The organism is Shinella sp. (genome assembly GCF_052438155.1).
GTDB lineage: Bacteria > Pseudomonadota > Alphaproteobacteria > Rhizobiales > Rhizobiaceae > Shinella.
The window spans coordinates 250,728-277,572 of record NZ_JBQVPI010000002.1 but is presented as its reverse complement, the minus strand read 5'-3'; the positions used below and the strand labels follow the sequence as shown (position 1 = coordinate 277,572).

Below are 26,845 nucleotides of genomic sequence, written 5' to 3'. Positions count from 1 at the left end.
GAAACACTGCCGGGAAAGCGTGCGCGTGCAGAGCGGACGCAGACCGACGGCTGTGGAAACGGGTTTGGGAAAGGGACTGGCATGATGGGCAGACAATCTCTGGTACGTTCCATGATGATGGGCGTGGCCTTGGCCGCTGCCGTGACGCTGACGCTTCCAGCTGGCAGTGCCCAGGCTGCAAGCTCGGTCATCGCCGTCGTCAACAACACGCCGATCACCTCAGGCGACGTCGAAAGCCGTGCCAACTTTCTGAAGTTGCAGCGCGCCAAGGGCAATGTACGTGCGCTGGCCCGCGAGCAGATGATCGAGGACACGCTCAAGCGCGGCGAAATCCTGCGTGCGAAGGCGTCCGTCAGCACCAGCGACGTGGACACCGCCTTCGCGCGTTTTGCGGCGTCCAACAGGATGTCGCCCGACCAGATGGCGAAGATCCTCAACCAGGCTGGCGTCGGCGTCGACCATTTCAAGCAGTACATCGCCGTGCAGATGAGCTGGCCGCGCCTGGTCAATGCCCGCTATGGTCGCGGCGCCGATAGCAAGACGCTGATGCAGCGCATGCAGGAAAACGGCGGCAAGAAGCCGGTTACAACCGAATACTTCCTGAAGCAGGTGATCTTCGTCGTGCCGGAGAAGAAGCGCAACGCCATTCTCGGCAAGCGCAAGCAGGAGGCGGAAGCCTCGCGCTCGAAATTCCCCGGCTGCGATCAGGCCAAGGTTTTTGCCGCGACGATGCGGGATGTTTCGATCCGCGACCTCGGCCGTGTTCTGGCGCCTGAAATGCCCGCCGACTGGAAGCCGCTCATCGAAAAGACCGACGGCATGACGACCGGCACCCGTGTCACGGAGCGCGGCGTCGAATATCTCGCGATTTGCAAGAAGCGCGAGGTCAATGACGACGTGGCGGCCGAAACGGTCTTCCGTGCCGAGGACATCGGCAAGGAGAAGAGCGGCGAGGAAGACGCAAACAGCAAGAAATTCCTCGCCGAACTGCGCAAGAAAGCGACCATCACCGAACGTTGATCCCGATTTGACGGGCGGTCACCTGCCCCTCGCAACCGCTTGACGGCAAGGTCCCATGACGATGACGAACATGCCTCCGCTGGCGCTCACTATGGGCGATCCGGCGGGGATCGGACCGGATATAACGCTCGCCCTCTGGTCGAACCGTCATGCCCTCTCGCTGCCGCCCTTTCTCTACATCGGTGATGCGCGGGTGCTGCGTGAGCGCGCCGCACTGCTTGGCCTCGACATCGCCGTTGCGAACGCGACGCCGGAAGAGGCCACTCGGCTGTTTCCGGACGCGCTGCCAGTCATGGCTTGCGATTGCCGCGAGCCCGTCACGCCGGGCAGACCGGATTCGCGCAATGCAGCGGCAATTACAGGCGCCATCGAAACGGCGGTCAACCTGACGCTTGCCGGCCGCACAGCCGCAATCGTGACCAACCCGATTGCCAAGGCCGTGCTCTATGATGCCGGCTTCAGCTTTCCCGGCCATACGGAATTCCTGGCCGATCTTGCGGCGAAGGCGACCGGCAAGGCGGCGCTTCCCGTCATGCTGCTGGCCGGGCCGAAACTGCGCAGCGTTCCCGTCACCATTCACATCCCGCTGAAGGACGTCCCGACGGCCCTGACACAGGAACTGATCGTCGAAACCGCGACGATCACCGAGCGGGACCTGCGCCAGCGTTTCGGCATTGCCCGCCCGCGGCTCGCCATTGCCGGCCTCAATCCGCATGCCGGCGAAACCGGAACCATCGGACTGGAAGACGAGGCGATCGTGCGCCCGGCCGTCGAGCGGCTGAAGGCAGCCGGCATCGATGCGGTCGGCCCCCTGCCCGCCGATACGATGTTCCATGACGCTGCCCGCGCGACCTATGACGTGGCGCTCTGCATGTATCACGACCAGGCGCTGATCCCGGCCAAGGCGCTCGGCTTCGACGATTCCGTCAATGCGACGCTGGGCCTGCCCTTCATCCGCACCTCGCCGGACCACGGCACCGCCTTCGCGATCGCCGGCAAGGGCATCGCGAAGCCGGACAGCCTGCTTGCCGCCATTCGGCTCGCCCATACGCTTGGCCTCCACGAGCGGACAACAGGGGAGCGTGCATAATGGCCGCACTCGACGGACTTCCACCGCTACGCGACGTCATCCAGCGCCATGGGCTCGACGCGAAGAAGGCGCTCGGGCAGAACTTTCTGCTCGATCTCAACCTCACGCAGAAGATCGCCCGCACGGCCGGCCCCATAGAAAACCATACCGTCATCGAGGTCGGCCCCGGCCCGGGCGGCCTGACGCGCGCCATCCTGGCGCTCGGCGCGAAACGGGTTATCGCCATCGAGCGCGATGCGCGCTGCCTGCCGGCGCTCGCGGAAATCTCGGACCATTACCCAGGCCGCCTGACGGTCATCGAAGGCGATGCGCTGAAGACGGATTTCGAGGCGTTGGCGCCCGGCGAACCGGTGCGCATCATCGCCAACCTGCCCTACAATGTCGGCACGCAGTTGCTGGTCAACTGGCTGCTGCCGAAGACCTGGCCGCCTTTCTGGGAATCGCTCACTCTGATGTTCCAGCGCGAGGTCGGCCTTCGCATCGTCGCTGAAGACAATGACGACCATTACGGCCGCCTCGGCGTTCTCTGCGGCTGGCGCACGGACGCCCGCATGGCCTTCGACGTACCGCCGCAGGCCTTCACGCCACCGCCGAAGGTGACCTCCTCCGTCGTGCATCTGGAGCCCATCGCCAACCCGCTGCCCTGCGATGTCAGCGCGCTGGAGCGCGTCACCCACGCCGCTTTCGGCCAGCGCCGCAAGATGCTGCGCCAGAGCGTAAAATCACTCGGTGGCGAGGCGCTGCTTGCGCGCGCCGAGATCGACCCGCAGCGGCGGGCCGAAACGCTGAGCGTGGAAGAGTTCGTGCGGCTGGCGAACGCGCTCTGAAACAGGCGCCCGCCTCTCCTCGCCTATAGAGCCGGTTTTTCCGTCACCAGCTTGGTCACGAACTCGAACAGTCCATGGCGACGATCGCGGCGCAGGCGTTCGGCCTTGACGATGCTTTGCACGGCGTCGAAGGCGACCGACAGGTCGTCGTTGAGGATGACATAGTCATATTCCCGCCAATGCTCGATTTCGGCGCAGGAATTGGCAAGCCGCGTCTGGATGACCTCTTCGGTATCCTCGGCGCGGCGGTGCAGGCGCGATTGCAGTTCGGTCATCGACGGCGGCAGGATGAAGATGGAGACGACGTCCGCCGGCATCTTTTCCTGGAGCTGCTGGGCGCCCTGCCAGTCGATGTCGAAGAGCATGTCGCGGCCGGTGGACATGGCATCCTCGACCGGCTCGCGCGGCGTGCCGTAGAAGTTGCCGTGCACCTCCGCCCATTCCAGCAGCGCCTCGGAATCGCGCAGGCGCTCGAATTCGCGATGGTTGATGAAATGGTAGTGGCGGCCGGCGATCTCGCTGGCGCGGCGCTGGCGCGTCGTCACGCTCACCGAGAGGCTGAGGCCCGGATCGGCCTCAAGCAGATTGCGGGCGATCGTCGACTTGCCGGCCCCGGACGGCGAAGAGATGACGAGCATGAGCCCGCGACGTTCGATTTGGATATGTTTCGACGGCTCGGCCATGGCCTACTCCAGATTCTGGACCTGTTCCCTGAACTGGTCGATGACGACCTTCAGCTCGATACCTGCAGCCGTTACAGCAGCAGCGTTCGACTTGGAACAGATCGTATTCGATTCCCGGTTAAATTCCTGTGCGAGAAAATCGAGCTTGCGCCCGATGGGCCCGCCTTCCGCGATGAGTTCGCGCGCGGCCGCGACATGCGCCTTCAGCCGGTCGACCTCTTCGCGCAGGTCGGCCTTGGTGGCGAGCAGCGCCGCCTCCTGGTGCAGCCGGTCACGATCGAGCGCCGTCGTACCCTGCATGAGCACGGCAACCTGCGCGGAAAGCCGCTCGGCGATCGCCGCCACGCTGCGCGAAGGATCAGCCTCGACGGTCTGCGTCAGTGCCTCGATGCGCGCAACCTGACCCAGCAGAACCTCGGCGAGTGCGGCGCCTTCCTTGCCACGCATGTCGGCAAGACAGCGGATCGCCTCGGCAAGGCCTGCCTTGATATCCTTGTCGCGCGCGCCGCGCTCCGTTTCGCTTTCCTCCGCCTCGCGGAAATCGACGATGCCGCGAACGGCGAGCAGCGTGTCGAGCTTCAGCGGCGCCGGATCCACGATGCCGGCAAGCTGGTCGCGCAATGCCAGCACGGCGGCAAGCGCACCCTGGTTCACCACGGCCTCGACCTGCGCTTCGCTGATGCTCGTCGCAAGGCCGATCTGCAGGTTGCCGCGCGAAAAGGCTTCACCGGCAAGCCGGCGCACATCGGCCTCCAGTGCTTCGAGGCCGGGGGGAAGGCGAAGCCGGAGATCGAGGCCCTTGCCATTGACCGAGCGCAGTTCCCACGCCCAGCGGCTACGTCCACTCGTCCCCTCGACCCGTGCGAAGCCGGTCATCGATTGCAATGTCATGTCATCCTCCAGTCGGCGCCCCACCGCGGTATGAATCAAATCGGGAATGGGTCAGCCGGAACGCGCGCTGCGCGAATTCATCAGCCCAAAGTGAAACACTTTCGCGAGCTTGGAAACGGCAAGAATCGAAGGAACGACAGCGATCCACATCAAAGCGACGACGCCTGCCGCCGCGGCGTCAATTGCGGGCGCGGGAAATGAGATCGGTGATGTCGGTGATTGTGTCGAGGGCGGAAACGTCGAAATCGGCGCTCGCAAGATCCAACTCGAAATCCTGCTCCAGCAGCATGATCATTTCGGTCGCTGCCAGCGAATCCAGCCGTCCGGTGACGAACAGGGATTCGTCATCGCGCACGGGATCGCGGTCGCCGCGCGCTGCAAGCAGGCCGGTGACGGCGGTGCGAAGGCGTTCCACGGTGGAAAGGCTCATGTCAGGCTCCGAACAGGCTGAAAAGGAAGGTGAAGCGTTCGCCGATGGTGAACGCGTCGATGGGCTCGTTGAAGATGGTGAGCAGGCAGAAGAACAGGCCGACCTGAAGGCGCGGCAGGACATCGTAGCGCAAAAAACCGTCTTCCGGTTTCGGTCGGCGTTTGCGCAACTGAGACAGGATCAACCCAGCGGCCAGCACGACGCAGTAAAGCAGGTAGCTTTCGAAGGCCCGCAGGCCCGCCAAGGTTCCGTTCACGGCAAGGATATCGATGCGGCCCATGAAATGGAAAAGCCAGTTGCCGATGCACGCCGCGCAGAAGGTGGCGAAGCCGACACGCAGGCGCGGGTGTTTCTTGAACCAGCGCAGGAAGGCCGGGTAGAAGAAGAAATCGACCAGCAGTTCCTTGAAGTAGAAATAGTAGCGGTTCCAGAACTCCGCCAGGCTGCGCGCGGCGAGCGGGCGCACCGTATTGCGGGGAATGCCATAGCCGGCGACGCGGATGAGCGCGACGACGATATGGCCCCAGGCGGCAAGGTGCAGGATATCGAGAAGATAGTGCACGACCAGCGAGGCCCAGGACAGGGCGGCCGGAAGCGGCGTGCCCTTGGCGGCGGCAGCCATGGCATCGGCCAGGACCGGCACGCCGGCTTCGATGTTGAGGACGCTGCGGGCGACGCTATCGGCACCTGCCAGAAGCCCGCCCCAGACGATAAGCTTCAGCCCCTTGAGGCGGGTGACTGCGAGTGCCGTCTCGTCCTTAGCCTCGAACTTCGCCAGGAAACCGGCGCCCTTGCCAATCGGTAGCGTCGGCCCCTCCCAGAACGGCCGGAAGAAAGCGACACGCGGAAGAGGATTGGTCGTCTGCTTCACCTTCTGGTCGGCCAACGCATAGGCGATGCACCAGAAGCCGGAGGCAAGCGTCGCAAGGAACAGCCAGACCTCCGCCTCGAACTCCAGGGGCAGAAGATGGGAGAGTGCCACCGTCAGGATGGCGAAGAACACGAGCATCATCGTCAGGATGGGATGGCGGCCCGGCGCCGTCGCGCGAAAGGTCGATTGAAGACGCAGCGCCGCTATGCCGAAGGCGAGGAAGGCAATGCCCGCGCCGGCAATGAGAATGCGCTGGTCGATGGTTCCGACCAGATCCATTTCCAGACGAAGGAAGTCACTGAGTTCGTCCGAGCGCGTCGGCCGCAGCATGATGAAAAACAGCGTCGTGAGGCCGATGACCAGCGTGCGCCGGGCGGGCATGGCAGCGCAGCCGGCAAGGCCGAGCGCGACGATCAGCATGCTGCCCGGGCCCGGTCGCGTGGCGCAGAAGACCAGAAAGACCGCGACATGCAGCAGCACAATGCCCTTCATGCTCGCCGCGAAAGCGATTGCGGCCGGCGCCTTGTCCATGCCGAGCCAGGCAGCGCGCAGCGCTAGGGCCTGCCCTAGCAGGCCAGGGCGAGCACGAGCCGGCGGCACGGCAGCCTCACTCATGCGGCATCCTCCCGCGCCGTGAAGCGGCCGGCGTCGAGGTCAGCGAAGAGCGCCTTGCGGTCGACCTTTCCGTTGCTGTTCAGCGGCAGGATCTCGATGAGATGGATGGCGGAGGGAACCATGTAGGCCGGGAGTTTTGCGCGCAGGGCCTCGCGGATCGCAGGCGCTTCCAGCGCCGCCCCGACGGCGAAGCCGACGATGCCGCTGGCCGAACCGGCGCTTGCGGGCCAGGCGACAGCGGCCACATGATCCGACCCGGAGGCGGTGCGCAGATGCATCTCCACCTCCTCCAGCTCGACACGGTTGCCCATGACCTTCACCTGGTTGTCGATGCGGCCGAGATGGTGGAACGTGCCGTCCTCTGCCTCCACGCCGAGATCGCCGGTCAGATACCAGCGTTCGCCGTGGATGAGCGGGAAACGCGCCGCTGTCAGCTCGTCCTGCCCGAAGTAACCGTGCGCAAGCTGCTTGCCGGAGAGCGCGATTTCACCGGTGCCGCCCTTTGCGACCGGCTTCAACGCCGCGTCCAGGATTGCCGCGCTCATGCCCGGATAGGCGTGGCCGATCGCCACGATCTCGCGTGCGGGCGTCACGACGACAGGCTCAACGACGGGCTGGCGCAAGCAAGCGATGGTGGCTTCGGTCGGACCGTAGATGTTCTCGACGATGCTGTTTGGCGCCGCCTCCGCCCAGGCACGCGCAGCACCGACCGGCAGAGGTTCACCACAGAACATCGAAATGCGCAGGCTCGTCAGCGAAGCCGGCTGGAGCGTCCGGTTCTGCCGCATCATGGCGATGACCGACGGCACGGAAAGCCAGGTGGTGATGGCCCGATCGCGGATGAAGCGCGCGGGCGCCACCATCTGGAGCGGCGTCATCACATGCAGCGAGGCGCCTGCCTGCCAGGCGAGGAACATGTTGTGCACCGACAGGTCGAAGGTGATGTCGCAGGTTTCCGCCGCGCGATCCTCCGGCGTGAAGCCGAACCAGGCCTGCATGACCTCGAGGTAGTGGTGGACGGCGCTCGACGGCACCATGACGCCCTTCGGGACGCCCGTCGTGCCGGAGGTGAATTCGATATAGGCAAGATGGTCGCCGGGGATGTCCGCCGGTTCGGCAGGACCACCGTCCGGCAGTGCGTCGAGGCGGAAGACGGTACGGCCGTCCAGGGAAACGGGCGGGCGGGCATCCGCCGCAAGCAGGATCGTTGCCGGAAGGTGCGCTTCGACGGCCGGCGTCAGCATGGCCGCACCACGCGCGTCCACCACCAGCGCATCGAGGTCGAGCGTATCGAGAAGCTGGACGAGCCGTTCTTCCGGGAGTTTCAGATTGAGCGGAACATAGGTGCCGCCGGACCAGGCCGTTCCCAGAATGCCGGCGCAGGCCGCGAGACTGCGGGAGGCCAGGATACCGATACGGCCTGTGCGCCGGGCGGGTGCAAGGCAGCCGGCGATGCGGCGGGACAGGACAGCGAGCGCTCGATAGGAAACATCCGTCCCCGCTACCGAAAGAGCCAGCGCATCCGGACGCGCGTTGCTGTGCCGGAAGATGGGACTGGCAATGTTCATCGCAACAGACATCGGGTGTTTCGCGTCCCGTCGATTGATCGCATCTGCCGGTTGTAGGCCGTATTTCTTTATATTCGCCTCCCAAAACACCCGAAATCCGGCCCTGCACGGCGCTGCCTTGCATCAGGCTTTCCAACTCTTTAACGCCGCCGAAAACGAAACGGCCCCGGCGGTTTTCGCCGGGGCCGTCTGCCATGTTTTACGATGCGTGAGGCTTATGAGATCGGCCCGCTGCCGGGAGCCGGTTACTGCGAACCGGTGGCTCCCGCCTCTTTCGCGGCCTCAGCGGCCTTCTCCGCTTCCAGCTTGCGCCAGCGGCGGACGTTCTGGTTGTGCTCGTCGAGCGTCTCGGCGAAGACATGGCCGCCCGTACCATCCGCAACGAAATAGAGGTCCGTCGTGCGCGAGGGATTTGCGACGGCTTCAAGTGCCGCCCGGCCCGGATTGGCGATCGGCGTGGGCGGCAGGCCCTTGATGACGTAGGTGTTGAAGGGCGTCTGCTTTTCGAGGTCCGACTGGTAGATCGGCCGGTCCGTCGGTTTGCCGTCGCCACCGAAGATGCCGTAGATGATCGTCGGGTCGGACTGGAGGCGCATGCCCTTGTCGAGGCGGTTCAGGAAGACCGAAGCGACACGCGAGCGCTCATCGGCCCTGCCCGTCTCCTTCTCGACGATCGAGGCAAGTGTGACGAATTCTTCGCGGGTCGCGATCGGCAGGTCGTCGTCGCGGCGCTCCCAAATCTGGTCGATCAGCGCCTTCTGTGCATCCTGCATCTGATGCAGGATATCGGCGCGCTTGGTGCCACGCGAGAACTTGTAGGTATCGGTCATCAGCGTGCCCTCGGCCGGCAACTCGGCCGGCAGGTCGCCTTCGAGAACCGGATCGTCCGTGAGGCGCTTGAAGATCTGCTTGACGGTCAGGCCTTCCGGCACGGAAACACTGTAAAGTATCGATTTTCCGGACTTCAGCAGTTCCACGATGTCGCGCATCGTGGCACCGGCCTTGATCTCGTATTCACCGGCCTTCAGCGTCTGGCCGTCGAGATAGACGCGCGACAGCACACGGAAGACGCGGCTGTCCGTGATGATGTTGTTGCGCTCCAGATTGGCGGCGATCTCGTTGGTGCCCGCGCCGGCGCGCACGATGAAGTTCGTATTGGCCGTCAGCGGACCCTGGTCTTCATAGCTCTTCACACCATAGTAGAAGATGCCGATGCCGATGACCGTCGCGAAGACCACCACGGTCATGACGAAGTTCAGGAAGATGACGAGTTGGCTGCGCGCCTTTCGCGAACGGCGGCGGCTCGGCGGCTGCGGCACCTGTTCCGGCCGAAGGGCCTCGTTGGCGGACTTGGGGATGATGCGCGGCTGGCCGGATGTCTCACCGCGGCCAAACTGCGTCTCGCCGGAATCGTTCGTGTCGCTCACGGACTGTCCTCATCATGTTCGGGCATTGCCCCTGCATAACGCGTTAAATCGACAACGGTTTAACGAGCTAGGCAGAAATTTAAAATGCTACAGCGTCCCTTGCGCGTCACGCATGACGCGGCGCTGTTGTCGTCTCTCAGCAGAGTAATACGGCAAAAGCAGGATGAACCCGCTCTTCTCGTTCGGGTGTGGCTGCGCGCCGGGGCCTAAGCCCCGGACCGGGTCAGGCGTAGCGCTTGAGAACCAGCGATGCGTTCGTTCCGCCGAAGCCGAACGAATTGGACAGCGCCACGTTGATTTCGCGCTTGCGGGCCTTGTGCGGCACCAGGTCGATTGCCGTCTCGACGGCGGGATTGTCGAGGTTCAGCGTCGGCGGCGCGATATTGTCACGGATCGCAAGGGCTGCAAAGATCGCCTCAACGGCACCGGCAGCACCAAGCAGGTGGCCGATCGCCGACTTGGTGGACGACATCGAAACGCGCGAAGCCGCATCACCAACCAGCCGCTCCACCGCACCAAGCTCGATCGTATCAGCCATGGTGGAGGTGCCGTGCGCATTGATGTAGTCGAGTTCGCTGGCCGGAATGCCGGCGCGCTTCAGCGCCATCTGCATGCAGCGATATGCCCCGTCGCCATCTTCGGACGGCGCGGTGATGTGGAAGGCATCGCCGGAGAGGCCATAGCCGACGACCTCGGCATAAATCTTCGCGCCGCGTGCCTTGGCGTGTTCCAGTTCTTCCAGAATGACGATGCCAGCACCCTCGCCCATGACGAAACCGTCGCGGTCCCTGTCATAGGGGCGCGAGGCTGCGGTCGGGTCGTCGTTGCGGTCGGTCGACAGCGCCTTGCAGGCGGCAAAACCGGCAAGCGCAATGCGGCAGATCGGCGATTCGGCACCACCCGCCACCATGACGTCGGCGTCACCCAGCGCAATCAGGCGGCTGGCATCGCCAATGGCGTGCGCGCCGGTCGAGCAGGCCGTGACAACCGAATGGTTGGGTCCGCGCAGCTTGTGCTTGATCGAGACGTGGCCGGAGGCAAGGTTGATCAGGCGGCCGGGAATGAAAAAGGGCGAAACGCGGCGCGGACCCTTGTCGCGCAGCGTATAGCCGGCCTCGACGATGCCATCGAGACCGCCGATGCCGGAGCCGATAAGCACGCCGGTCGCGATCTGGTCGTCGTTGGTCTTCGGATGCCAGCCGGCGTCGGCGAGCGCCATGTCGGCGGCGGCCACCGCATAGACGATGAACGGATCGACCTTGCGCCGTTCCTTGGGTTCCATCCACTGGTCGGCATTGTAGGTGCCGTCGGAACCGTCGCCGAGCGGAATGGAACAGGCAATCTTTGCGGGGAGGTCTTCGACCTCAAAGGTGGTGACCCTGGCGGCGCCACTGCGGCCTTCAAGAAGCCGGCTCCAGGTCACTTCGGTGCCACAGCCAAGCGGAGATACCATGCCGGTACCAGTGATAACGACACGCCTCATCGTTCGTAATCCACCCTATAGAATTCTATGTCGTTTCTCCATGAGGAGATATGGCCTCCCGGCGGGAGGCTGGGACGGGCCGCTGAAAAGCAGCCCGTCCCAGCATCAATGATTAGGCCTGGGCCTTTTCGATGAACTTGACGGCGTCGCCGACCGTCAGGATCGAGTCAGCGGCATCGTCCGGGATCTCGACGCCGAACTCTTCTTCGAATGCCATGACCAGTTCGACAGTGTCGAGCGAGTCCGCGCCAAGATCATCGATGAAGCTTGCGCCTTCGCTGACTTTTTCGGCGTCAACGCCCAGATGATCAATGACAATTTTCTTTACGCGTTCTGCTACGTCGCTCATGTCGGATTCCTCGACCTTTGTTTTTGATCGGCGCCTGTCACGGCGCCGGACACTCAACGCGCCCGATGTGCCTCTAGAGCACACCCGGCAAACCCTTCAACCGGCAATGCGGCAACGGCGATACGGTTTCCGTACCGCCTGATCGCTCAGGCCTTTGCCGGCCGACTGCTGACAGTCATGGCCCGATTAACACGGTTTAAGTCTGTCGCAAAGTGCGAAAATGGCCGGTGCTCCAGCGGTCAACATGCAATTCATGCCGTTCCGTCGGGCACTTGGCCCATCCTCAGATCATCGCCATGCCGCCATTCACGTGCAGCGTCTGGCCCGTCATGTAGGCAGCTTCCGACGAAGCGAGGTATGCGACGGCCGACGCAACTTCCGCGCCGGTGCCCATGCGCTTCATCGGAATGGCGCCCATGATGGCGTCCTTCTGCTTGTCGTTCAGCTTGCCGGTCATCGCGCTTTCGATGAAACCTGGCGCCACGCAGTTGACGGTCACGTTGCGCGTGGCGATTTCCTGCGCCAGCGATTTGGTGAAGCCGATCATGCCGGCCTTGGAGGCGCAGTAGTTCGCCTGGCCCGGATTGCCGGTAACGCCGACGATGGAGGTGATGTTGATGATGCGGCCGTAGCGGCGGCGCATCATCGGATGCGTCAGTTCACGCGTCAGGCGGAAGACGGCCGTCAGGTTCACTTCGAGAACGGCATCCCAGTCGTCATCGCTCATGCGCACGAACAGGCCGTCCTTGGTGATGCCGGCATTGTTGACGAGGATGTCGACGCCGCCAAGCTCGGCTTCCGCCTTCTCGCCGAGTGCCTTCACTTCGGCACGGTCGGAGAGGTTCGCCGGAAAGATATGAACGCGTTCGCCAAGTTCGTTGGCAAGCGTTTCCAGCTTTTCGACGCGCGTGCCGTGCAGGCCGACGATGGCGCCCTGGGCGTGGAGGATGCGGGCGATCTCTTCGCCAATGCCGCCGGAAGCGCCGGTAACGAGGGCCTTGCGGCCGGTAAGATCAAGCATGGTTCCGTTCCTTTGGTGAAGAAATCAGCCGATGAGCGCAGCGAGCGCGCTGTCGATATCGGCGGGCGTGTTGATGGCGATGCCGGTGACGGACTTGTCGATGCGGCGCGCAAGGCCGGTCAGTACCTTGCCGGATCCCACTTCATAAAGCGTGGTGACATCGTTCTTTGCGAACCATTCCACCGTCTCGCGCCAGCGCACCTGGCCGGTGACCTGCTCGACGAGCAGGCGCACGATTTCCTGCGGGTCGCTGACCGGCGCGGCACGCACATTGGCAATAAGCGGAACGACGGGAGCCTTCGCCGCAACGCCGGCCAGCGCCTCGCGCATGGCGTCGGCGGCCGGGCCCATCAGGGCGGAATGGAAGGGGGCGGAGACGGAGAGCATCAGCGCGCGCTTGGCACCCTTTTCCGTCGCCAGCCGGGCGGCCACTTCGACGGCCGGCTTGGAGCCGGAAATGACGAGCTGGCCGCCGCCATTGTCATTGGCGATCTGGCACGAGCCACCGCTGGAGGCTTCCTGGCAGATGGCTTCGACATCCGCCTGCTCCAGGCCGATGATCGCCGCCATGGCGCCTGCGCCTACCGGCACGGCCGACTGCATGGCATTGCCGCGGATGCGCAGGAGGCGCGCGGTGTCGGAAAGCGTAAAGGTGCCTGCGGCGCAGAGCGCCGAATATTCACCGAGCGAGTGCCCGGCGACGTAGGAGACCTGATCCTTCAGCGAGAGGCCGCGCGCTTCAAGCACGCGCATCACGGCGATCGACACGGCCATCAGCGCCGGCTGGGCATTTGCCGTCAGCGTCAGTGTCTCTTCCGGTCCCTCGAACATGAGGTGGGACAGTTTCTGGCCGAGGGCCTCGTCGACTTCCGCGAAAACGGCGCGCGCTTCCGGGAAGGCTTCCGCGAGATCCTTGCCCATGCCGACGGCCTGGCTGCCCTGGCCGGGAAAGGTGAATGCTACGCTCATAGGGGGTCTCCCATCTTCTGTTTTCTTTTCCATTCACATTCCGGTCGGCCGAGTCAAGGCACTGAACCAGACCCAGCGTCGCCGGAACAGCCATTTCCAAGGCCTTCGCACAGGGAATCGCCCTATTCCGTCTTGCACTTCACGGCGGCCAGCCTACATTCGCGCCGTTCCCACAACAGGATTTCTCCTCCCATGAAATATAATCCGCTCGGCAGGACCGGCATCAGCGTGTCGGAAATCTGCCTCGGCACCATGACCTGGGGCTCGCAAAACAGCGAGCAGGACGCGCACGACCAGCTCGACTACGCCTTCTCCCAGGGCGTGAACTTTATCGATACCGCCGAACTCTATCCGACCACCCCCCTCTCTGCCGAAACCTATGGCGACACAGAACGCTTCATCGGCAGCTGGATGAAGGCCCGCGGTAACCGCGACAAGGTCGTGCTCGCCACCAAGGTCGCCGGCCCCGGCCGTCCTTATATACGCGGCGGCCAGCCGATGAACCGCGCCGGTATTCTGGAGGCGGTCGACAACAGCCTGTCGCGCCTCAAGACCGACTATCTCGACCTCTACCAGTTGCACTGGCCGAACCGTGGCCACTACCATTTCCGCAATGCCTGGAGCTACGACCCGTCCAAGCAGGACCGCGAAAAGGTCGCCGCAGAGATCGAGGAAATCCTCGAAACCATCGGCGATATCGTGAAGGCCGGCAAGGTGCGCGCGCTCGGCCTTTCCAACGACACCGCCTGGGGCACGATGCGGATGCTGAAGCTCGCCGAGGAAAAAGGCCTGCCGCGCGTCGCCTCGATCCAGAACGAGTACAACCTGCTCTACCGGACCTTTGACCTCGATCTAGCGGAGCTGTCGCACCACGAGGATATCGGGCTGCTGGCCTATTCGCCGCTCGCTGCCGGGCTTCTGACCGGAAAGTATCTCGATGGTGCCAAGCCGGAAGGCTCGCGCCTGATGACGAACGGCGACCTCGGCGGCCGTTACCAGCCGCAGCAGGAGCCGGCGGTGCGGGCCTATGTCGACCTGGCGAAGGAACACGGCATTGATCCCGCGCAAATGGCCCTCGCCTTCTGCCTGACGCGCCCCTTCATGGCGTCAGTCATCATCGGTGCGACGTCGATGGAGCAGTTGAAGACGGATGTCGGCGCGGCGAGTCTCACGCTCTCGGCCGACGTGATGAACGGCATTCGCCGCATTCACCGGCTCTATCCGGCGCCGATGTAGGCAGACGCAGGAAACCCGCCAAAAGGCGGGTTTCCCGGTACCCCATGCTGGGTGACGATGATTACGGGGTGGTCGTGGTCGCGCCACCGCCTTCGGTCTGGCCGCCATTCGGCTGGACTTCCAGCGGCTTCGTATCGCCGGTCGTGCCGCCCGTCTGGCCGTCGGTGGTGGCGCCACCGGCCGGAGCCGTATCGGTCGTGCCGATCGCCGATGTATTGGCGTTCGGATCGACGCCGTCACCCGGCGTTCCGCTGCCGACGAAATAGAAGATGCCCACGGCGACGAGCACGGCGAGAATCACGGCGACGGCCCAGCCGCCGGTGCGGCTTCCGCCGGTCACCTGATTGACGACAGTCGGGCCGCGGTCATCCACCGGACGCGTCAGACGATCTTCCGGCGGACGATTGACAAGGTTCGGGTCTTGCATGTCGGTCACTCCATCTGGTTGGATCGACGGAAGAACGCGGCTTTTGCCGTTTGGTTCCAACGCTGTTGCAATATGAGGCAGGCACATTTGCCCGCAGCCCTTGCGTTCCGGCGAAAAATCCGTATAAGCGCGCTGTTCAACACACCCGGTCAATCGGCTGGTGGCTGAACGGAGGGCCGGTGATCCTGTAGGAACGCCGTTTGGAGCCAAGGGCTCCAGCCTCCCGTGTCTCCGCTCTCGACCGTCTGGATTAACGCTTTTCTTGCTTCGGGCCTCGCGCCCCTAAGAACTGTCGTTGAGGCTTGGCGCCGGTTTCGGGTGTAAACGCAAGAAAGGCAAAGCCACATGGCTCTCTACGAACATGTATTCCTGGCCCGCCAGGACGTGTCCGCCCAGCAGGTCGACGCTCTCGTCGAACAGTACAAGGGTGTGATCGAAGCAAACGGCGGCAAGGTCGGCCGTATCGAAAACTGGGGCCTCAAGTCCCTGACCTACCGCATCAAGAAGAACCGCAAGGCGCATTACGCCCTGATGGACATCGATGCCCCGGCTGCTGCCATCCACGAGATGGAGCGCCAGATGCGCATCAACGAAGACGTTCTTCGTTACATGACCATCGCTGTCGAAGCCCACGAAGAAGGCCCGTCGGCAATGATGCAGAAGCGCGACCGTGACGACCGTCCGCGTCGTGATGGCGACGACCGCGGCCCGCGCCGCGATTTCGGCGATCGTGGCCCGCGCCGCGACTTCGGCGATCGTCCGCCGCGCCGTGACGGCGACCGCCCGGCCCGCGAAGACCGCGCGTAATCGAAGCAGAAGGAGACTAAGACAATGGCTGATACTTCCTCCGCTCCGGCACGCCGTCCGTTCCACCGCCGCCGCAAGACCTGCCCCTTCTCGGGCGCAAACGCTCCGAAGATCGACTACAAGGATGTCCGTCTTCTGTCGCGTTACATCTCCGAGCGCGGCAAGATCGTTCCGTCCCGCATCACGGCCGTTTCCCAGAAGAAGCAGCGCGAACTCGCCAAGGCGATCAAGCGCGCCCGCTTCCTCGGCCTGCTGCCCTACGTCGTAGCGTAAGCACGTGACTCTGCGGCCTGACTCGACGTCGGGCCGAGACACCTGACTCCGGGGAAGACGGTTTTGCCGCCTTCCCCATTTCCCTTCCGCGTTGGGCGCGGATCGGAGCCGCCGGTCTCCTGGAGACCAAAACCCCATGTTGGGGAGAGCGTCCTGAATCAATCTGTCAGGAACCTCCTCTAACTGTCTGAACAGACAGGACAGCGAAACGTGAAAACCCTGACGCCGACATCGATTGCGACCGGCCTGATTGCCGGTGTGACCGCCGCTCTGCTTTCGCTGAGCGCGAACGCACAGTCGTCGCTTGCAATCGTGCTTTACGCTGCGTCCGCGCTTCCCATTCTCATCGCAGGCCTCGGTTGGGGCAATGCCAGCGCGTTGATCGCCGTGGTTGCCGGTGGCGCGGTCGCTTCCGCTCTGGTCTCTTCGTATTTCGCGTTGATGATCGTCATCATCACGCTCATCCCCGCCGGCTGGCTCAGCAATCTGGCCAATCTCGCGCGCCCCGCCTCCGAACTCGGTGGCCCGGAAGACGCGCTCGCCTGGTACCCGCTGTCCAACATCCTCGTCCATCTCGCCCTCATGGTGACGCTCGGCATGATCGCGGTCGGCGCGATCGTCGGCTACGACAGCGCGATGGCCAGCCAGCTTGTCGATATCGTCATCCAGACGCTGAAGGCGCAGGAACCGCTCTACAATCCGGATGCGGCAGCGGTCGCGCAGCTCAAGACCATTTTTGCGCTGGCGCTGCCGCTGGTGCAGGGTGCGCTCTGGGTGTTCCTGCTGTTTGGCGCCTATTACATTGCAAGCTTCATCGTGCGCCTGTCGGGCAAGGGTCTTCGCCCGCGCGAGGACATGCCATCGACGCTGCGCATGCACCGCAATGCGGTCTTCTTCTTCCTCGCTGGCCTCGTCATGTCCTTCCTGGGCGGCGGGCCGGCGATCATCGGCGCGCTCGTCTGCGGCACCTTCGGGGCCGGTTTCGTGCTTGCCGGCTTCGCAAGCCTGCACTTCAGGACGCGCGGCAAGCCGTGGCGGCTTTTCGCCCTGTGGTTCGCTTATCTCTCGGTATTGCTCCTCACGATACCGGTCTTCTTCATTCTCATTCTGGGCATGATGGACACGCGGCGCACAATCGCGCTGACGCCCGCCGGCCCAGCTGAGAAGAAAACCCAGAATACCTGACATTCAAGAAAGGAACTCGAAAATGAACGTCATTCTCCTCGAACGCATCGCCAAGCTCGGCCAGATGGGCGAAATCGTCAAGGTTCGCGACGGCTTTGCCCGTAACTACCTTCTGCCGCTCGGCAAGGCGCTGCGCGCCAACGAAGCCAACAAGAAGCGCTTCGAATCCGAGCGTTCGACGCTCGAAGCCCGCAACCTCGAGCGCAAGTCGGAAGCCCAGTCGGTTGCCGAAACGCTCGACGGCAAGACCTTCGTCATCGTCCGCTCCGCCGGCGAAACCGGCCAGCTCTACGGTTCGGTCGCTGCCCGCGACATCATCGAGGCGCTGTCTTCGGAAGGCTTCAATGTCGGCCGCAACCAGGTCGAGCTCAACACGCCGATCAAGGCCATTGGCCTGCACAAGGTTGTGCTGCACCTGCACGCCGATGTGACGATCACCATCGTCATCAACGTTGCCCGTTCCGCTGATGAAGCCGAGCGCCAGACCAAGGGCGAAAGCCTGACGTCGGCCGACGCCATCTACGGCGTTGACGAAGACGCCCTGAAGCCGGAAGACTTCTTCGATCCGGAAGCTGACGGCGAAGACGAAGACGCCTGATATCCGCTTCTACGCGTATAATTTTTACGACGGGCCGGCTCTGCCGGCCCGTTGCCGTTTCAAGGGCCAAAAAGCACATCTTGAAATCCGGCTTTTCGCATCGATATTTATATGTCGTTAGACTGGATTGGCGGTCGGGCCGCTTCCCAGGCCGGTTTCCGACCACGACCCGTTCCGCCGCTTTTTAAAGCGCGACGGAGTTTAGCGAATGAAGTTCATTGTACAGGCTCTCGTTTCCCGCCTCGTCGAGACCGGAAATCTGAAGATCACTTACCCGGACGGATCCATCCAGGCTTTTGGCGATGGCACCGGCAATCCCGTCCACATGCGTCTCAACACCCGTAAAGCCGTGTGGGGCATCGCCTTCGACCCTGCCTATTACCTCGGGCATCACTACGGCACCGGTGACATCGATATCGTCGAGGGCGATATTTACGGCCTCTTGAAAACCGTCTTCACCGGCAATCCGGATTTCAAATACTACAATTCCCGATGGAACCACCTTCTGGAACGGGTTCGCTATCTCTTCCGCTGGGCGCGGGAAAAGAACAGCATCATGCGTTCGCGCAGGAACGTGCAGCACCACTATGATCTCACGGGCGCCCTCTACGATCTCTTCCTCGATCAGGACCGGCAATATTCCTGCGCCTATTTCGAGCAGCCGGACCAGACGCTGGACGAGGCACAGCTTGCCAAGAAGCGGCACATCGCCGCCAAGCTCAACATCAACCGGCCGGGCCAGAGCGTGCTCGACATCGGCAGCGGCTGGGGCGGCATGGCGCTCTATCTGGCTCGCCAGCTCGGCGCCAAGGTGACCGGCGTCACGCTCTCCGACGAACAGCATGCCCTTTCCGTGAAGCGGGCGAACGAGGCCGGGCTCTCCGATGCGGTGAAGTTCCTGCTGCAGGACTATCGCAACACGGAAGGCCCGTTCGACCGTATCGTCTCGGTCGGCATGTTCGAACATGTCGGCCGGCCGAACTACCTGACCTTCTTCAAGAAGAGCGCGTCGCTCTTGAAACGCGACGGCGTGATGCTGCTGCACACGATCGGCCGCACGGACCAGCCGACGGCCAACAACCCGTTCATCGAGAAGTACATTTTTCCCGGTGGCTATATCCCTGCCCTTTCGGAGGTCATGCAGGCGGTTGAAAAGAGCGGGCTTGCCGTGACGGATGTGGAAATCCTGCGCCTGCACTATGCCGAGACGCTCCGCCACTGGCGGGAGCGCTTCATGGCGAGGCGCGAGGAGGCAAAGGCGCTTTATGACGAGAAATTCTGCCGGATCTGGGAGTTCTACCTCGCAGTATCCGAGAGCGCCTTCCGCTGGCAGAACCTCGTCGTCTTCCAGCTCCAGCTTGCGCATGATCAGGCGGCGGTGCCGCTGACGCGGGAATATATCGGGCGCGGCGAGGATTGTCTCAAGGCGCATGAGGGCAACCCGAAGGGAGAGCAGCGCGGCGCACGGCAGTTCCCGCAGGAGGCGGCGCGCTGAGATTCGGCACGTGAGTCAATCGAAAGCCAGCAGGCCCGTCGGAATCCGGGCTTGCTGTGTCCTGGCCGCCTGTGGAAAAGTCTAAGACTGGGCCTAAAGCATGGTACAGGTCGGAAGCGCTTGACCCCCGGCGGCAAAGGAACGACACCAGCGACCTTCTAAAACAGGGACGGGAGATTCGGGACGATGAACGATGCCGTGCGCAAGCTCAACCAGGCCGGTCGCGAGAATGCGGAGCTGCACCACCGCGAGGCACCGAACAACGTCGAGGCCGAGCAGGCCCTGCTTGGCGCCATTCTCGTCAACAACGACGCCTATTACCGCGTCTCGGACTTCTTGAAGCCGATCCACTTCAACGAGCCGCTGCACCGCAAGATCTACGAGCTTGCCGGCGACACGATTCGCATGGGTAAGATCGCCACCACGATCACCCTGAAGACGCACCTGCCTTCCGACAGCAAGGTCGGCGACCTGACGATCCCGCAATATCTCGCACGTCTCGCCGCCGAAGCCGTGACCATCATCAACGCGGAGGACTATGGTCGCGCGATCTACGATCTGGCGCTGCGACGCTCGCTGATCAACATCGGCGAGGACATGGTCAACATCGCCTATGACGCACCACTCGACATGCCGCCGCAGACCCAGATCGAGGACGCCGAGCGTCGCCTCTTCGAGCTGGCCGAGACCGGCCGCTACGACGGCGGGTTCCAGTCGTTCAACGATGCGGTCGCGCTGGCGATCGACATGGCCGGCCAGGCCTTTGAGCGGGATGGCAACCTTTCGGGCATTTCCACCGGCATCCATTCGCTCGACGGCCGCATGGGCGGCCTGCAGCGCTCCGACTTGATCGTACTCGCCGGACGCCCCGGCATGGGCAAGACCTCGCTCGCCACCAACATCGCCTATAACATTGCCGCCTCCTACGAGTCGGAAATCCAGGCCGACGGATCCTACAAGGCGAAGAACGGCGGCGTGGTCGGCTTCTATTCGCTCGAAATGTCCTCCGAACAGCTCGCCACCCGTATCATTTCCGAGCAGACAGAAGTCTCCTCGTCAAAGATCCGCCGCGGCGAAATTTCCGAGGCTGACTTCGAAAAGCTCGTCGCCTGCAGCCAGATGATGCAGAAGGTGCCGCTCTATATCGACCAGACAGGTGGTATCTCGATCGCCCAGCTGTCCGCCCGCGCGCGTCGCCTCAAGCGCCAGCGCGGCCTCGATTGCCTCGTGGTGGACTACATCCAGCTGATGACCGGCTCGGGAAAATCCAGCGACAACCGCGTGCAGGAAATCACCCAGATCACCACCGGCCTGAAGGCGCTCGGCAAGGAACTGAACGTGCCGATCATCGCGCTCTCCCAGCTCTCCCGCCAGGTGGAAAGCCGCGAGGACAAGCGTCCGCAGCTCTCCGACCTTCGCGAATCAGGCTCGATCGAGCAGGACGCCGACGTCGTGCTCTTCGTGTTCCGCGAGGAATATTACGTGAAGAACATGGAGCCGCGCGACGAGTTCGACCCGAAATACGAAGAGTGGAAGATGAAGTTCGAGGCAGTGAAGGGCACGGCAGACGTCATCATCGCCAAGCAGCGTCACGGACCGACCGGCACGGTAAAACTCGCCTTCCAGGCGGAATTCACCCGCTTCACCGACCTCGCCGACCCGTCTTTTGTCCAGTACGAGCACTGAGGCCGGTTTACCTGTCCAAAGGCTGTAGGTGAGGCAGCCGGATGAGAGGGATGCGCAAGGCTTCGGTTTTTCGACAACCGAGCCTGTGCCAGCCTTACTTCTTCACAAATGCCGGGGCCTTGCAAAAGTGCGCGACGATCTCGAGCGCACGCTTTGCACGCCACCTCTGCCCCTCGTCCATCATCGGCAGGTCCAGCCTGTCGGCGCACATGTCGTCCGATGCGTTGCTCTGGCCGGACAGCGACATGTGGCTCGAACAATAAAGGCCTTCGCCCGTCAGGACGATCTGTTCCGCCTCTGGCGAATCGAAGGGGACCGGGTTGGTCTCCGCAATCATGTCGTCGGCCGACGCATAGGCGACGACGGTGGCGACCCGGCTCAAATCGACGAGGCCGAGCGTCAGCGTCGCCCACTGATCCGGGAACTGCAGGGCCGAGGTCGTGCGGGCGCGGCAGGGCGCACCGGAGACTTCGAGCCGTGTCACCAGCCGCGGCGCATTGGGGTTATCGACGATCGCGTAGTAGACGTCACCCCGCTTGTCGTGCTCCGGCTCGGCACCATCCTGGGCAAGGCCGAGCAGCACAGCGTGCGCCGCGCGCATGTCGGCATCCGTCGGCAGTTCTTGGGCCGCAGCTGAGGCCTTGCCAGCCAGGATGATCGCCATCACCCCAATGGTCGCTGTTGCTGCGCGCCGCATGATCTTTCCTTTTTTTCGCACCATAGAGACGCCCCCTTCTGGCGGCAATGCGACGGACGAGCGTATTGCCGCCATAGTCCACAGGCTGTATTTCAGAACCATGAGCACGCATCAAACACCCGCCCGCCCCACCCTGCCCGTTGCCGGCGAGGATCACGCCCGCCTGACGATCGACCTTTCGGCGCTTGCCGACAACTGGCGCGCCATGGCCCGCCGCTCGGGTGCAGCCCGCGCGGCCGCAGTGCTGAAGGCGGATGCCTATGGCATCGGCCTGGAACCGGCGGCTCGCACATTCCATCAGGCCGGTGCCCGCGATTTCTTCGTCGCCACGCCCGCCGAGGGGGCTGCGCTGCGCGGCGTGTTGCCGGATGTCCGCATCTACGTGCTGTCCGGCATGTGGGCCGGCTCCGAACGGCTGTTCTTCGAGTTCGACCTGGTGCCGGTCATCGTCTCGGAAGAGCAGCTTGTCGTCTTCATGTCGGCCGTTGCTGACGGTGGGGACCTGCCTTGCGTGCTGCATGTCGACACCGGCATGAGCCGGCTCGGCCTGCGGGTCGAGGATGCGCTGACGCTTGCCAGCGACACCGCGCGGCCGGCCAGTTTCTCGCCGATCATGCTGCTCAGCCATCTGGCCTGCGCCGACGATCCGGGCCACCCGCTGAACCGCCAGCAGCTCCAGCGCTTCCGCAGCGTCGTCGATGCTTTCGATGGCATCGATGCGACGCTCGCCAACTCGGCCGGCATTTTCCTCGGCGAGGACTATCACTTCACCCTCACCCGCCCCGGCATCGCGCTCTACGGCGGTGCTGCCGTCAACGACGTGCCGAACCCGATGAAACCGGTCGTCACCGCCGAGGCGCGCATTCTCCAGGTGCGCGACGCGAAGGCCGGGGAAAGCGTCAGCTATGGTGCCTCGACCGTCTTCACCCGCGACACCCGCATCGCGGTCGCGGCCATCGGCTATGCGGACGGTTATATGCGCAGCCTCTCCGGTTCCGGCGTGCCGCTGCGCACGGCAAACATCCCGGGCGCGAGCGGCGTGCTGCATGGCCGACCGGTGCCCCTGATCGGCCGCGTCACCATGGACCTCACCCATTTCGACGTGACGGACCTGCCGGCCGGAATCGTGTGCGCGGGCGACTTCATCGAACTCTTCGGACGCCACATGCCGATCGAGGATGTGGCCCGCGCTGGCGGCACCATCGACTACGAGCTTTTGACCAGTCTGGGCGGGCGTTACGAACGGCGCTATGAGACGGCGAAAAAGTAGGACACGTTCCTGTTTTGTGCTAACGGCTTCCGGAATGAGTCGTTGAACCCTCCGGAAAGCAAGATCTGATGGTGAAAGCCCGCACGCAATTCGTCTGCCAGAACTGTGGCACCGCGCATTCCCGATGGGTCGGAAAGTGCGAAGGCTGTGGCGAGTGGAACACCGTCGTCGAGGAAGACCCGATGGGCGGCATCGGCTCCGGCCCCGGCAAGGTGCCGAAGAAGGGCCGGCCGGTCGCGCTGACGGCGCTGTCGGGCGAAATCGAGGAAGCGCCACGCATCCACACCCGCATTTCCGAACTCGACCGGGCAACCGGCGGCGGCTTCGTGCGCGGCTCGGCCGTGCTGATCGGCGGCGATCCGGGCATCGGCAAGTCGACGCTGCTCATGCAGGCCGCGGCCGCCCTCTCGCGTGGCGGCCACCGTGTCATCTATGTCTCGGGCGAAGAGGCCGTCGCGCAGGTGCGACTGCGCGCGCAGCGCCTGCAAGCGGCCGAGACCGACGTGCTGCTCGCTGCCGAGACCAATGTCGAGGACATTCTCGCCACCATCGGCGAAGGCAAGCGGCCAGACCTCGTCATCATCGATTCGATCCAGACACTGTGGAGCGACACGGCGGACGCCGCGCCTGGCACGGTGACGCAGGTGCGCACCGGCGTGCAGGCGATGATCCGCTTCGCCAAACAGACGGGTGCCGCCATGGTGCTCGTTGGCCATGTGACCAAGGACGGCCAGATCGCCGGCCCCCGCGTCGTCGAGCACATGGTCGATGCCGTGCTCTATTTCGAGGGCGACCGCGGCCATCACTACCGCATCCTGCGCACCGTCAAGAACCGTTTTGGACCGACGGACGAGATCGGCGTCTTCGAAATGTCCGACAAGGGGCTTCGCGAAGTCTCCAATCCATCGGAACTCTTCCTTGGTGAACGCAATGCGAAATCGCCGGGTGCCGCCGTCTTTGCCGGCATGGAGGGCACGCGTCCCGTTCTCGTCGAGGTGCAGGCGCTTGTCGCCCCCACCTCGCTCGGCACGCCGCGCCGCGCCATCGTCGGTTGGGATTCGGCGAGGCTGTCGATGATTCTTGCGGTGCTGGAGGCGCATTGCGGTGTGCGGCTCGGGCAACACGATGTTTACCTCAATGTGGCGGGCGGTTATCGCATTTCGGAGCCGGCGGCGGACCTTGCCGTTGCGTCTGCGCTCGTTTCGTCGCTTGCCGGCCTTGCCCTTCCCGCAGATTGCGTCTATTTCGGCGAAGTCAGCCTGTCGGGTGCCATTCGCCCGGTGGCGCACACCGCCCAGCGCCTCAAGGAGGCGGAAAAACTGGGGTTTTCGCAGGCCGTGCTCCCCGCCGGTTCCGCCGATCTGCCGAAAGGCGCTGGCGGCCAGTGGACCGAGATCGAAAGCCTGCCGGATCTGGTGGCGCGCATTGCCGGATCGAAGCGCGCCCTTCAGCGGGAAGACGAGGACGTTTGACGCCCTCCGGCGCGCGGTCAAAGCCCTGTGGGAAACGCGTGCCGAACTGAGACGGCGAAGATGCCTTCCGCTAAGGTGCCCCCGCACAGATGTGGGGCCCGGCGACATTTCGGGTTTGGAGTAGGACGAATATGCCCATCACAATTCTCGACGGTATCGTCATCGGCGTCGCGCTGTTTTCGGCGGTGCTGGCGATGGTGCGCGGTTTCTCGCGCGAAGTGCTTTCCGTCGCAAGCTGGGTGGGTGCCGCGGCAGCCGCCTATTTCCTCTATCCGGTCCTCCTGCCCTACGCGAAGGACTATACGACGAGTGACACGGTCGCGATGGTCGGCTCTGCCGCCGCCGTCTTCCTGGTCGCGCTCATCGTGATCTCCTTCATCACCATGCGCATCGCCGACTTCATCATCGACAGCCGCATCGGCGCGCTCGACCGCACGCTCGGCTTCCTGTTCGGCGCCGCCCGCGGCATCCTGCTCGTCGTCGTCGCCATGCTGTTCTTCAATTGGCTGGTGGCACCGCAGCAGCAGCCGGGCTGGGTCACCACGGCAAAATCGAAGCCGCTGCTCGACAATCTCGGCTCGCGCCTCGTGGCGCTTCTGCCGGAAGATGCCGACGCGACGATCATCGATCGCCTGCGTGGCAAGCCGGTTGAAGGTGGACCGGCCGAGAATGCGCCGGCCGAGGGCGGCGCGGAAGATCCGGATGCAGCCACCGGTGGCACGGGCCAGACGCCCGCCGAAGAGACCCCGGCAACGAACGGATAAGTGATCAGGGGAGCCGCCGCGGCCAAAAAATGACGCAGGCAGGCTCTCCGTTTTTTTGGTAGGATGAGACAATCGCCACTGACGCTCCCGGGCCTCGGTGGCAAATGCTTTAGGCCATACCCATATGGGCATGGCCGGCACCCGACAAAGACCCGTGCAACCTCCTATGGTCCCGAGCAAAGGCTTGCAGCAATGAGCGATTTCCTGTTTCCCGGCCGCCACGACGACGATCTCGACGGCGATACGCTTTATGAAGAGTGCGGCGTCTTCGGCATTCTCGGCCATCCGGAAGCCGCGACGCTGACGGCACTCGGCCTGCACGCACTGCAACATCGCGGCCAGGAGGCGGCGGGCATCGTCTGCTTCGACGGCAAGCAGTTCCACACCGAAAAGCATATGGGCCTTGTCGGCGACCACTATACCAACCCGGCAACGCTCGCCAAACTGCCCGGCAACATGGCGATCGGCCATACGCGCTACTCCACCACCGGCGAAGTGGCGCTGCGCAATGTGCAGCCGCTGTTTGCAGAACTGGAAGTCGGCGGCATCGCCGTCGCCCATAACGGCAATTTCACCAACGGCCTGACGCTACGCCGCCAGCTCATTGCCGGCGGCGCGATCTGTCAGTCGACCTCCGATACGGAAGTCGTGCTCCACCTCATCGCCCGCTCACGCTACACCTCCACGACGGATCGCTTCATCGACGCGATCCGCCAGATGGAAGGCGGCTATTCGATGCTCGGCATCACCCGCACCAAGCTGATCGCCGCCCGCGACCCCACGGGCATCCGCCCGCTGGTCATGGGCGAACTCGACGGCAAGCCGATCTTCGCTTCCGAGACCTGTGCACTCGACATCATCGGCGCAAAATACGTCCGTGACGTCGAGAACGGCGAGATCATCGTCTGCGAAATCCAGCCGGACGGCTCGATCACCATCGAGGCCAAGAAATCGGGCAATGCGCAGCCGGAACGGCTGTGCCTGTTCGAATATGTCTATTTCGCCCGCCCCGATTCGGTCGTCGGCGGCCGCAGCGTCTATGTCGCGCGCAAGAACATGGGCATCAACCTTGCCAAGGAGCATCCGGTCGAGGGCGACGTCGTCGTGCCGGTTCCGGATGGCGGCACGCCGGCAGCGCTCGGCTATGCCCAGCAGAGCGGCATTCCGTTCGAATACGGCATCATCCGCAACCACTATGTCGGCCGCACCTTCATCGAGCCGACGCAGCAGATCCGCGCCTTCGGCGTGAAGCTCAAGCACTCCGCCAACCGCGCGATGATCGACGGAAAGCGCGTCATCCTCGTCGACGATTCGATCGTACGCGGCACGACCTCGCTGAAGATCGTGCAGATGATCCGCGAGGCCGGCGCCAAGGAAGTGCATATCCGCGTTGCCAGCCCGATGATCTTCTACCCGGACTTCTATGGCATCAACACGCCGGACCGCGACAAGCTGCTCGCCAACCAGTACAACGACGTCAAGGCGATGGCGAAGCACATCGGGGCGGATTCGCTGGAGTTCCTGTCGATCGGCGGGCTCTATCACGCCGTCGGCGGCGAGGAGCGCAACAATGCCCGTCCGCAGTTTACCGACCACTACTTCACCGGCGACTATCCGACGCGCCTCCTTGACAAGGAAGGCGAGACGGTGGGACGGAAGATTTCGGTAATGGCAAGCAACGGATAATTGAC

The 26,845-nt window shown here is 63.7% G+C and carries 26 protein-coding genes; 14 read left to right on the top strand and 12 right to left on the bottom strand.

Annotated features, from left to right (window positions below; translation table 11 throughout):
• The first annotated feature begins 81 nt into the window (after positions 1-81).
• Genes ACT6VE_RS05980 through rsmA form a run of 3 tightly spaced genes read left to right on the top strand, consistent with a single transcriptional unit; the run spans position 82 to position 2,937 of the window.
• Positions 82-1,020 carry a peptidylprolyl isomerase gene (locus ACT6VE_RS05980; protein ID WP_444797693.1) on the top strand — a complete coding sequence of 313 codons (939 nt, stop codon included), beginning with the start codon at positions 82-84 and terminating at the stop codon, positions 1,018-1,020.
• Between the two features lie 55 nt (positions 1,021-1,075).
• Positions 1,076-2,110 (top strand): 4-hydroxythreonine-4-phosphate dehydrogenase PdxA, encoded by a 1,035-nt coding sequence (gene pdxA, locus ACT6VE_RS05975; protein ID WP_444797692.1) that lies wholly within the window; start codon positions 1,076-1,078, stop codon positions 2,108-2,110.
• Positions 2,110-2,937, top strand: coding sequence for a 16S rRNA (adenine(1518)-N(6)/adenine(1519)-N(6))-dimethyltransferase RsmA (rsmA, locus tag ACT6VE_RS05970; RefSeq protein WP_444797691.1), 828 nt, complete (start codon positions 2,110-2,112; stop codon positions 2,935-2,937). Before pdxA ends, rsmA begins: the two co-directional genes overlap by 1 nt.
• Positions 2,938-2,960: 23 nt before the next feature.
• Here rsmA and gmk read toward each other — a convergent pair whose 3' ends face one another.
• The 10 genes from gmk to fabD form a co-directional block, all read right to left on the bottom strand.
• Positions 2,961-3,620, bottom strand: coding sequence for a guanylate kinase (gene gmk / locus ACT6VE_RS05965; protein WP_444797690.1), 660 nt, complete (start codon positions 3,618-3,620; stop codon positions 2,961-2,963).
• A gap of 3 nt (positions 3,621-3,623) precedes the next feature.
• On the bottom strand, positions 3,624-4,511 hold the full coding sequence (locus tag ACT6VE_RS05960; RefSeq protein WP_444797689.1) for a YicC/YloC family endoribonuclease: 888 nt from the start codon (positions 4,509-4,511) through the stop codon (positions 3,624-3,626).
• Positions 4,512-4,689: 178 nt separating this feature from the next.
• A complete protein-coding gene (locus ACT6VE_RS05955; RefSeq protein ID WP_444797688.1) occupies positions 4,690-4,941 on the bottom strand; it encodes a phosphopantetheine-binding protein in 252 nt (83 codons plus the stop codon).
• Position 4,942: 1 nt separating this feature from the next.
• Positions 4,943-6,427, bottom strand: a complete 1,485-nt coding sequence (locus tag ACT6VE_RS05950) for a hypothetical protein (RefSeq protein ID WP_444797687.1) — start codon at positions 6,425-6,427, stop codon at positions 4,943-4,945.
• Positions 6,424-8,007 (bottom strand): amino acid adenylation domain-containing protein, encoded by a 1,584-nt coding sequence (locus ACT6VE_RS05945; RefSeq protein ID WP_444797686.1) that lies wholly within the window; start codon positions 8,005-8,007, stop codon positions 6,424-6,426. Before ACT6VE_RS05945 ends, ACT6VE_RS05950 begins: the two co-directional genes overlap by 4 nt.
• A 233-nt stretch (positions 8,008-8,240) precedes the next feature.
• The gene (mltG, locus tag ACT6VE_RS05940) at positions 8,241-9,422 is read right to left on the bottom strand and encodes an endolytic transglycosylase MltG (RefSeq protein ID WP_444797685.1); all 1,182 of its coding nucleotides are present in this window, start codon (positions 9,420-9,422) and stop codon (positions 8,241-8,243) included.
• 223 nt (positions 9,423-9,645) lie between these two features.
• Positions 9,646-10,905 carry a beta-ketoacyl-ACP synthase II gene (gene fabF, locus ACT6VE_RS05935; RefSeq protein ID WP_444797684.1) on the bottom strand — a complete coding sequence of 420 codons (1,260 nt, stop codon included), beginning with the start codon at positions 10,903-10,905 and terminating at the stop codon, positions 9,646-9,648.
• A 112-nt stretch (positions 10,906-11,017) separates the two neighbouring features.
• On the bottom strand, positions 11,018-11,254 hold the full coding sequence (locus ACT6VE_RS05930) for an acyl carrier protein (protein ID WP_018327362.1): 237 nt from the start codon (positions 11,252-11,254) through the stop codon (positions 11,018-11,020).
• 283 nt (positions 11,255-11,537) lie between these two features.
• On the bottom strand, positions 11,538-12,275 hold the full coding sequence (gene fabG, locus ACT6VE_RS05925; protein WP_069059262.1) for a 3-oxoacyl-[acyl-carrier-protein] reductase: 738 nt from the start codon (positions 12,273-12,275) through the stop codon (positions 11,538-11,540).
• Positions 12,276-12,299: 24 nt separating this feature from the next.
• Complete coding sequence (fabD, locus tag ACT6VE_RS05920) at positions 12,300-13,244, bottom strand: ACP S-malonyltransferase (protein WP_444797683.1); 945 nt, start codon at positions 13,242-13,244, stop codon at positions 12,300-12,302.
• 192 nt (positions 13,245-13,436) lie between these two features.
• On the opposite strand from fabD, the gene ACT6VE_RS05915 reads away from it, so the two are divergent.
• A complete protein-coding gene (locus ACT6VE_RS05915) occupies positions 13,437-14,480 on the top strand; it encodes an aldo/keto reductase (RefSeq protein ID WP_444797682.1) in 1,044 nt (347 codons plus the stop codon).
• Between the two features lie 61 nt (positions 14,481-14,541).
• On the opposite strand, the gene ACT6VE_RS05910 is transcribed toward ACT6VE_RS05915, so the two are convergent.
• Positions 14,542-14,907: a hypothetical protein gene (locus ACT6VE_RS05910; RefSeq protein ID WP_444797681.1), complete on the bottom strand. Its 366-nt coding sequence runs from the start codon at positions 14,905-14,907 to the stop codon at positions 14,542-14,544.
• A gap of 345 nt (positions 14,908-15,252) precedes the next feature.
• Between ACT6VE_RS05910 and rpsF the strand changes: the two genes are divergently transcribed.
• The 6 genes from rpsF (at position 15,253) to ACT6VE_RS05880 (ending at position 20,951) form a co-directional block, all read left to right on the top strand.
• Entirely contained in the window at positions 15,253-15,714 is a 462-nt protein-coding gene (gene rpsF, locus ACT6VE_RS05905; RefSeq protein ID WP_444797680.1) for a 30S ribosomal protein S6, read from the top strand.
• A 24-nt stretch (positions 15,715-15,738) separates the two neighbouring features.
• Positions 15,739-15,987: a 30S ribosomal protein S18 gene (rpsR, locus tag ACT6VE_RS05900; RefSeq protein WP_069059269.1), complete on the top strand. Its 249-nt coding sequence runs from the start codon at positions 15,739-15,741 to the stop codon at positions 15,985-15,987.
• Between the two features lie 210 nt (positions 15,988-16,197).
• A complete protein-coding gene (locus ACT6VE_RS05895) occupies positions 16,198-17,172 on the top strand; it encodes a DUF2232 domain-containing protein (protein ID WP_444797679.1) in 975 nt (324 codons plus the stop codon).
• A 22-nt stretch (positions 17,173-17,194) separates the two neighbouring features.
• Positions 17,195-17,770: a 50S ribosomal protein L9 gene (gene rplI / locus ACT6VE_RS05890; RefSeq protein WP_444797678.1), complete on the top strand. Its 576-nt coding sequence runs from the start codon at positions 17,195-17,197 to the stop codon at positions 17,768-17,770.
• 208 nt (positions 17,771-17,978) lie between these two features.
• Positions 17,979-19,265 (top strand): class I SAM-dependent methyltransferase, encoded by a 1,287-nt coding sequence (locus tag ACT6VE_RS05885; RefSeq protein ID WP_444797677.1) that lies wholly within the window; start codon positions 17,979-17,981, stop codon positions 19,263-19,265.
• A gap of 186 nt (positions 19,266-19,451) precedes the next feature.
• Complete coding sequence (locus ACT6VE_RS05880) at positions 19,452-20,951, top strand: replicative DNA helicase (RefSeq protein ID WP_444797676.1); 1,500 nt, start codon at positions 19,452-19,454, stop codon at positions 20,949-20,951.
• Positions 20,952-21,045: 94 nt separating this feature from the next.
• On the opposite strand, the gene ACT6VE_RS05875 is transcribed toward ACT6VE_RS05880, so the two are convergent.
• Positions 21,046-21,648, bottom strand: coding sequence for a hypothetical protein (locus ACT6VE_RS05875; RefSeq protein ID WP_444797675.1), 603 nt, complete (start codon positions 21,646-21,648; stop codon positions 21,046-21,048).
• Between the two features lie 100 nt (positions 21,649-21,748).
• On the opposite strand from ACT6VE_RS05875, the gene alr reads away from it, so the two are divergent.
• The 4 genes from alr (at position 21,749) to purF (ending at position 26,840) form a co-directional block, all read left to right on the top strand.
• Positions 21,749-22,918: an alanine racemase gene (gene alr / locus ACT6VE_RS05870; RefSeq protein WP_444797674.1), complete on the top strand. Its 1,170-nt coding sequence runs from the start codon at positions 21,749-21,751 to the stop codon at positions 22,916-22,918.
• 68 nt (positions 22,919-22,986) lie between these two features.
• Positions 22,987-24,390, top strand: coding sequence for a DNA repair protein RadA (gene radA, locus ACT6VE_RS05865; protein ID WP_444797673.1), 1,404 nt, complete (start codon positions 22,987-22,989; stop codon positions 24,388-24,390).
• 131 nt (positions 24,391-24,521) lie between these two features.
• Positions 24,522-25,154 carry a CvpA family protein gene (locus ACT6VE_RS05860; RefSeq protein WP_444797672.1) on the top strand — a complete coding sequence of 211 codons (633 nt, stop codon included), beginning with the start codon at positions 24,522-24,524 and terminating at the stop codon, positions 25,152-25,154.
• Positions 25,155-25,346: 192 nt separating this feature from the next.
• Positions 25,347-26,840 (top strand): amidophosphoribosyltransferase, encoded by a 1,494-nt coding sequence (purF, locus tag ACT6VE_RS05855; RefSeq protein WP_444797671.1) that lies wholly within the window; start codon positions 25,347-25,349, stop codon positions 26,838-26,840.
• Positions 26,841-26,845 lie beyond the last annotated feature (5 nt).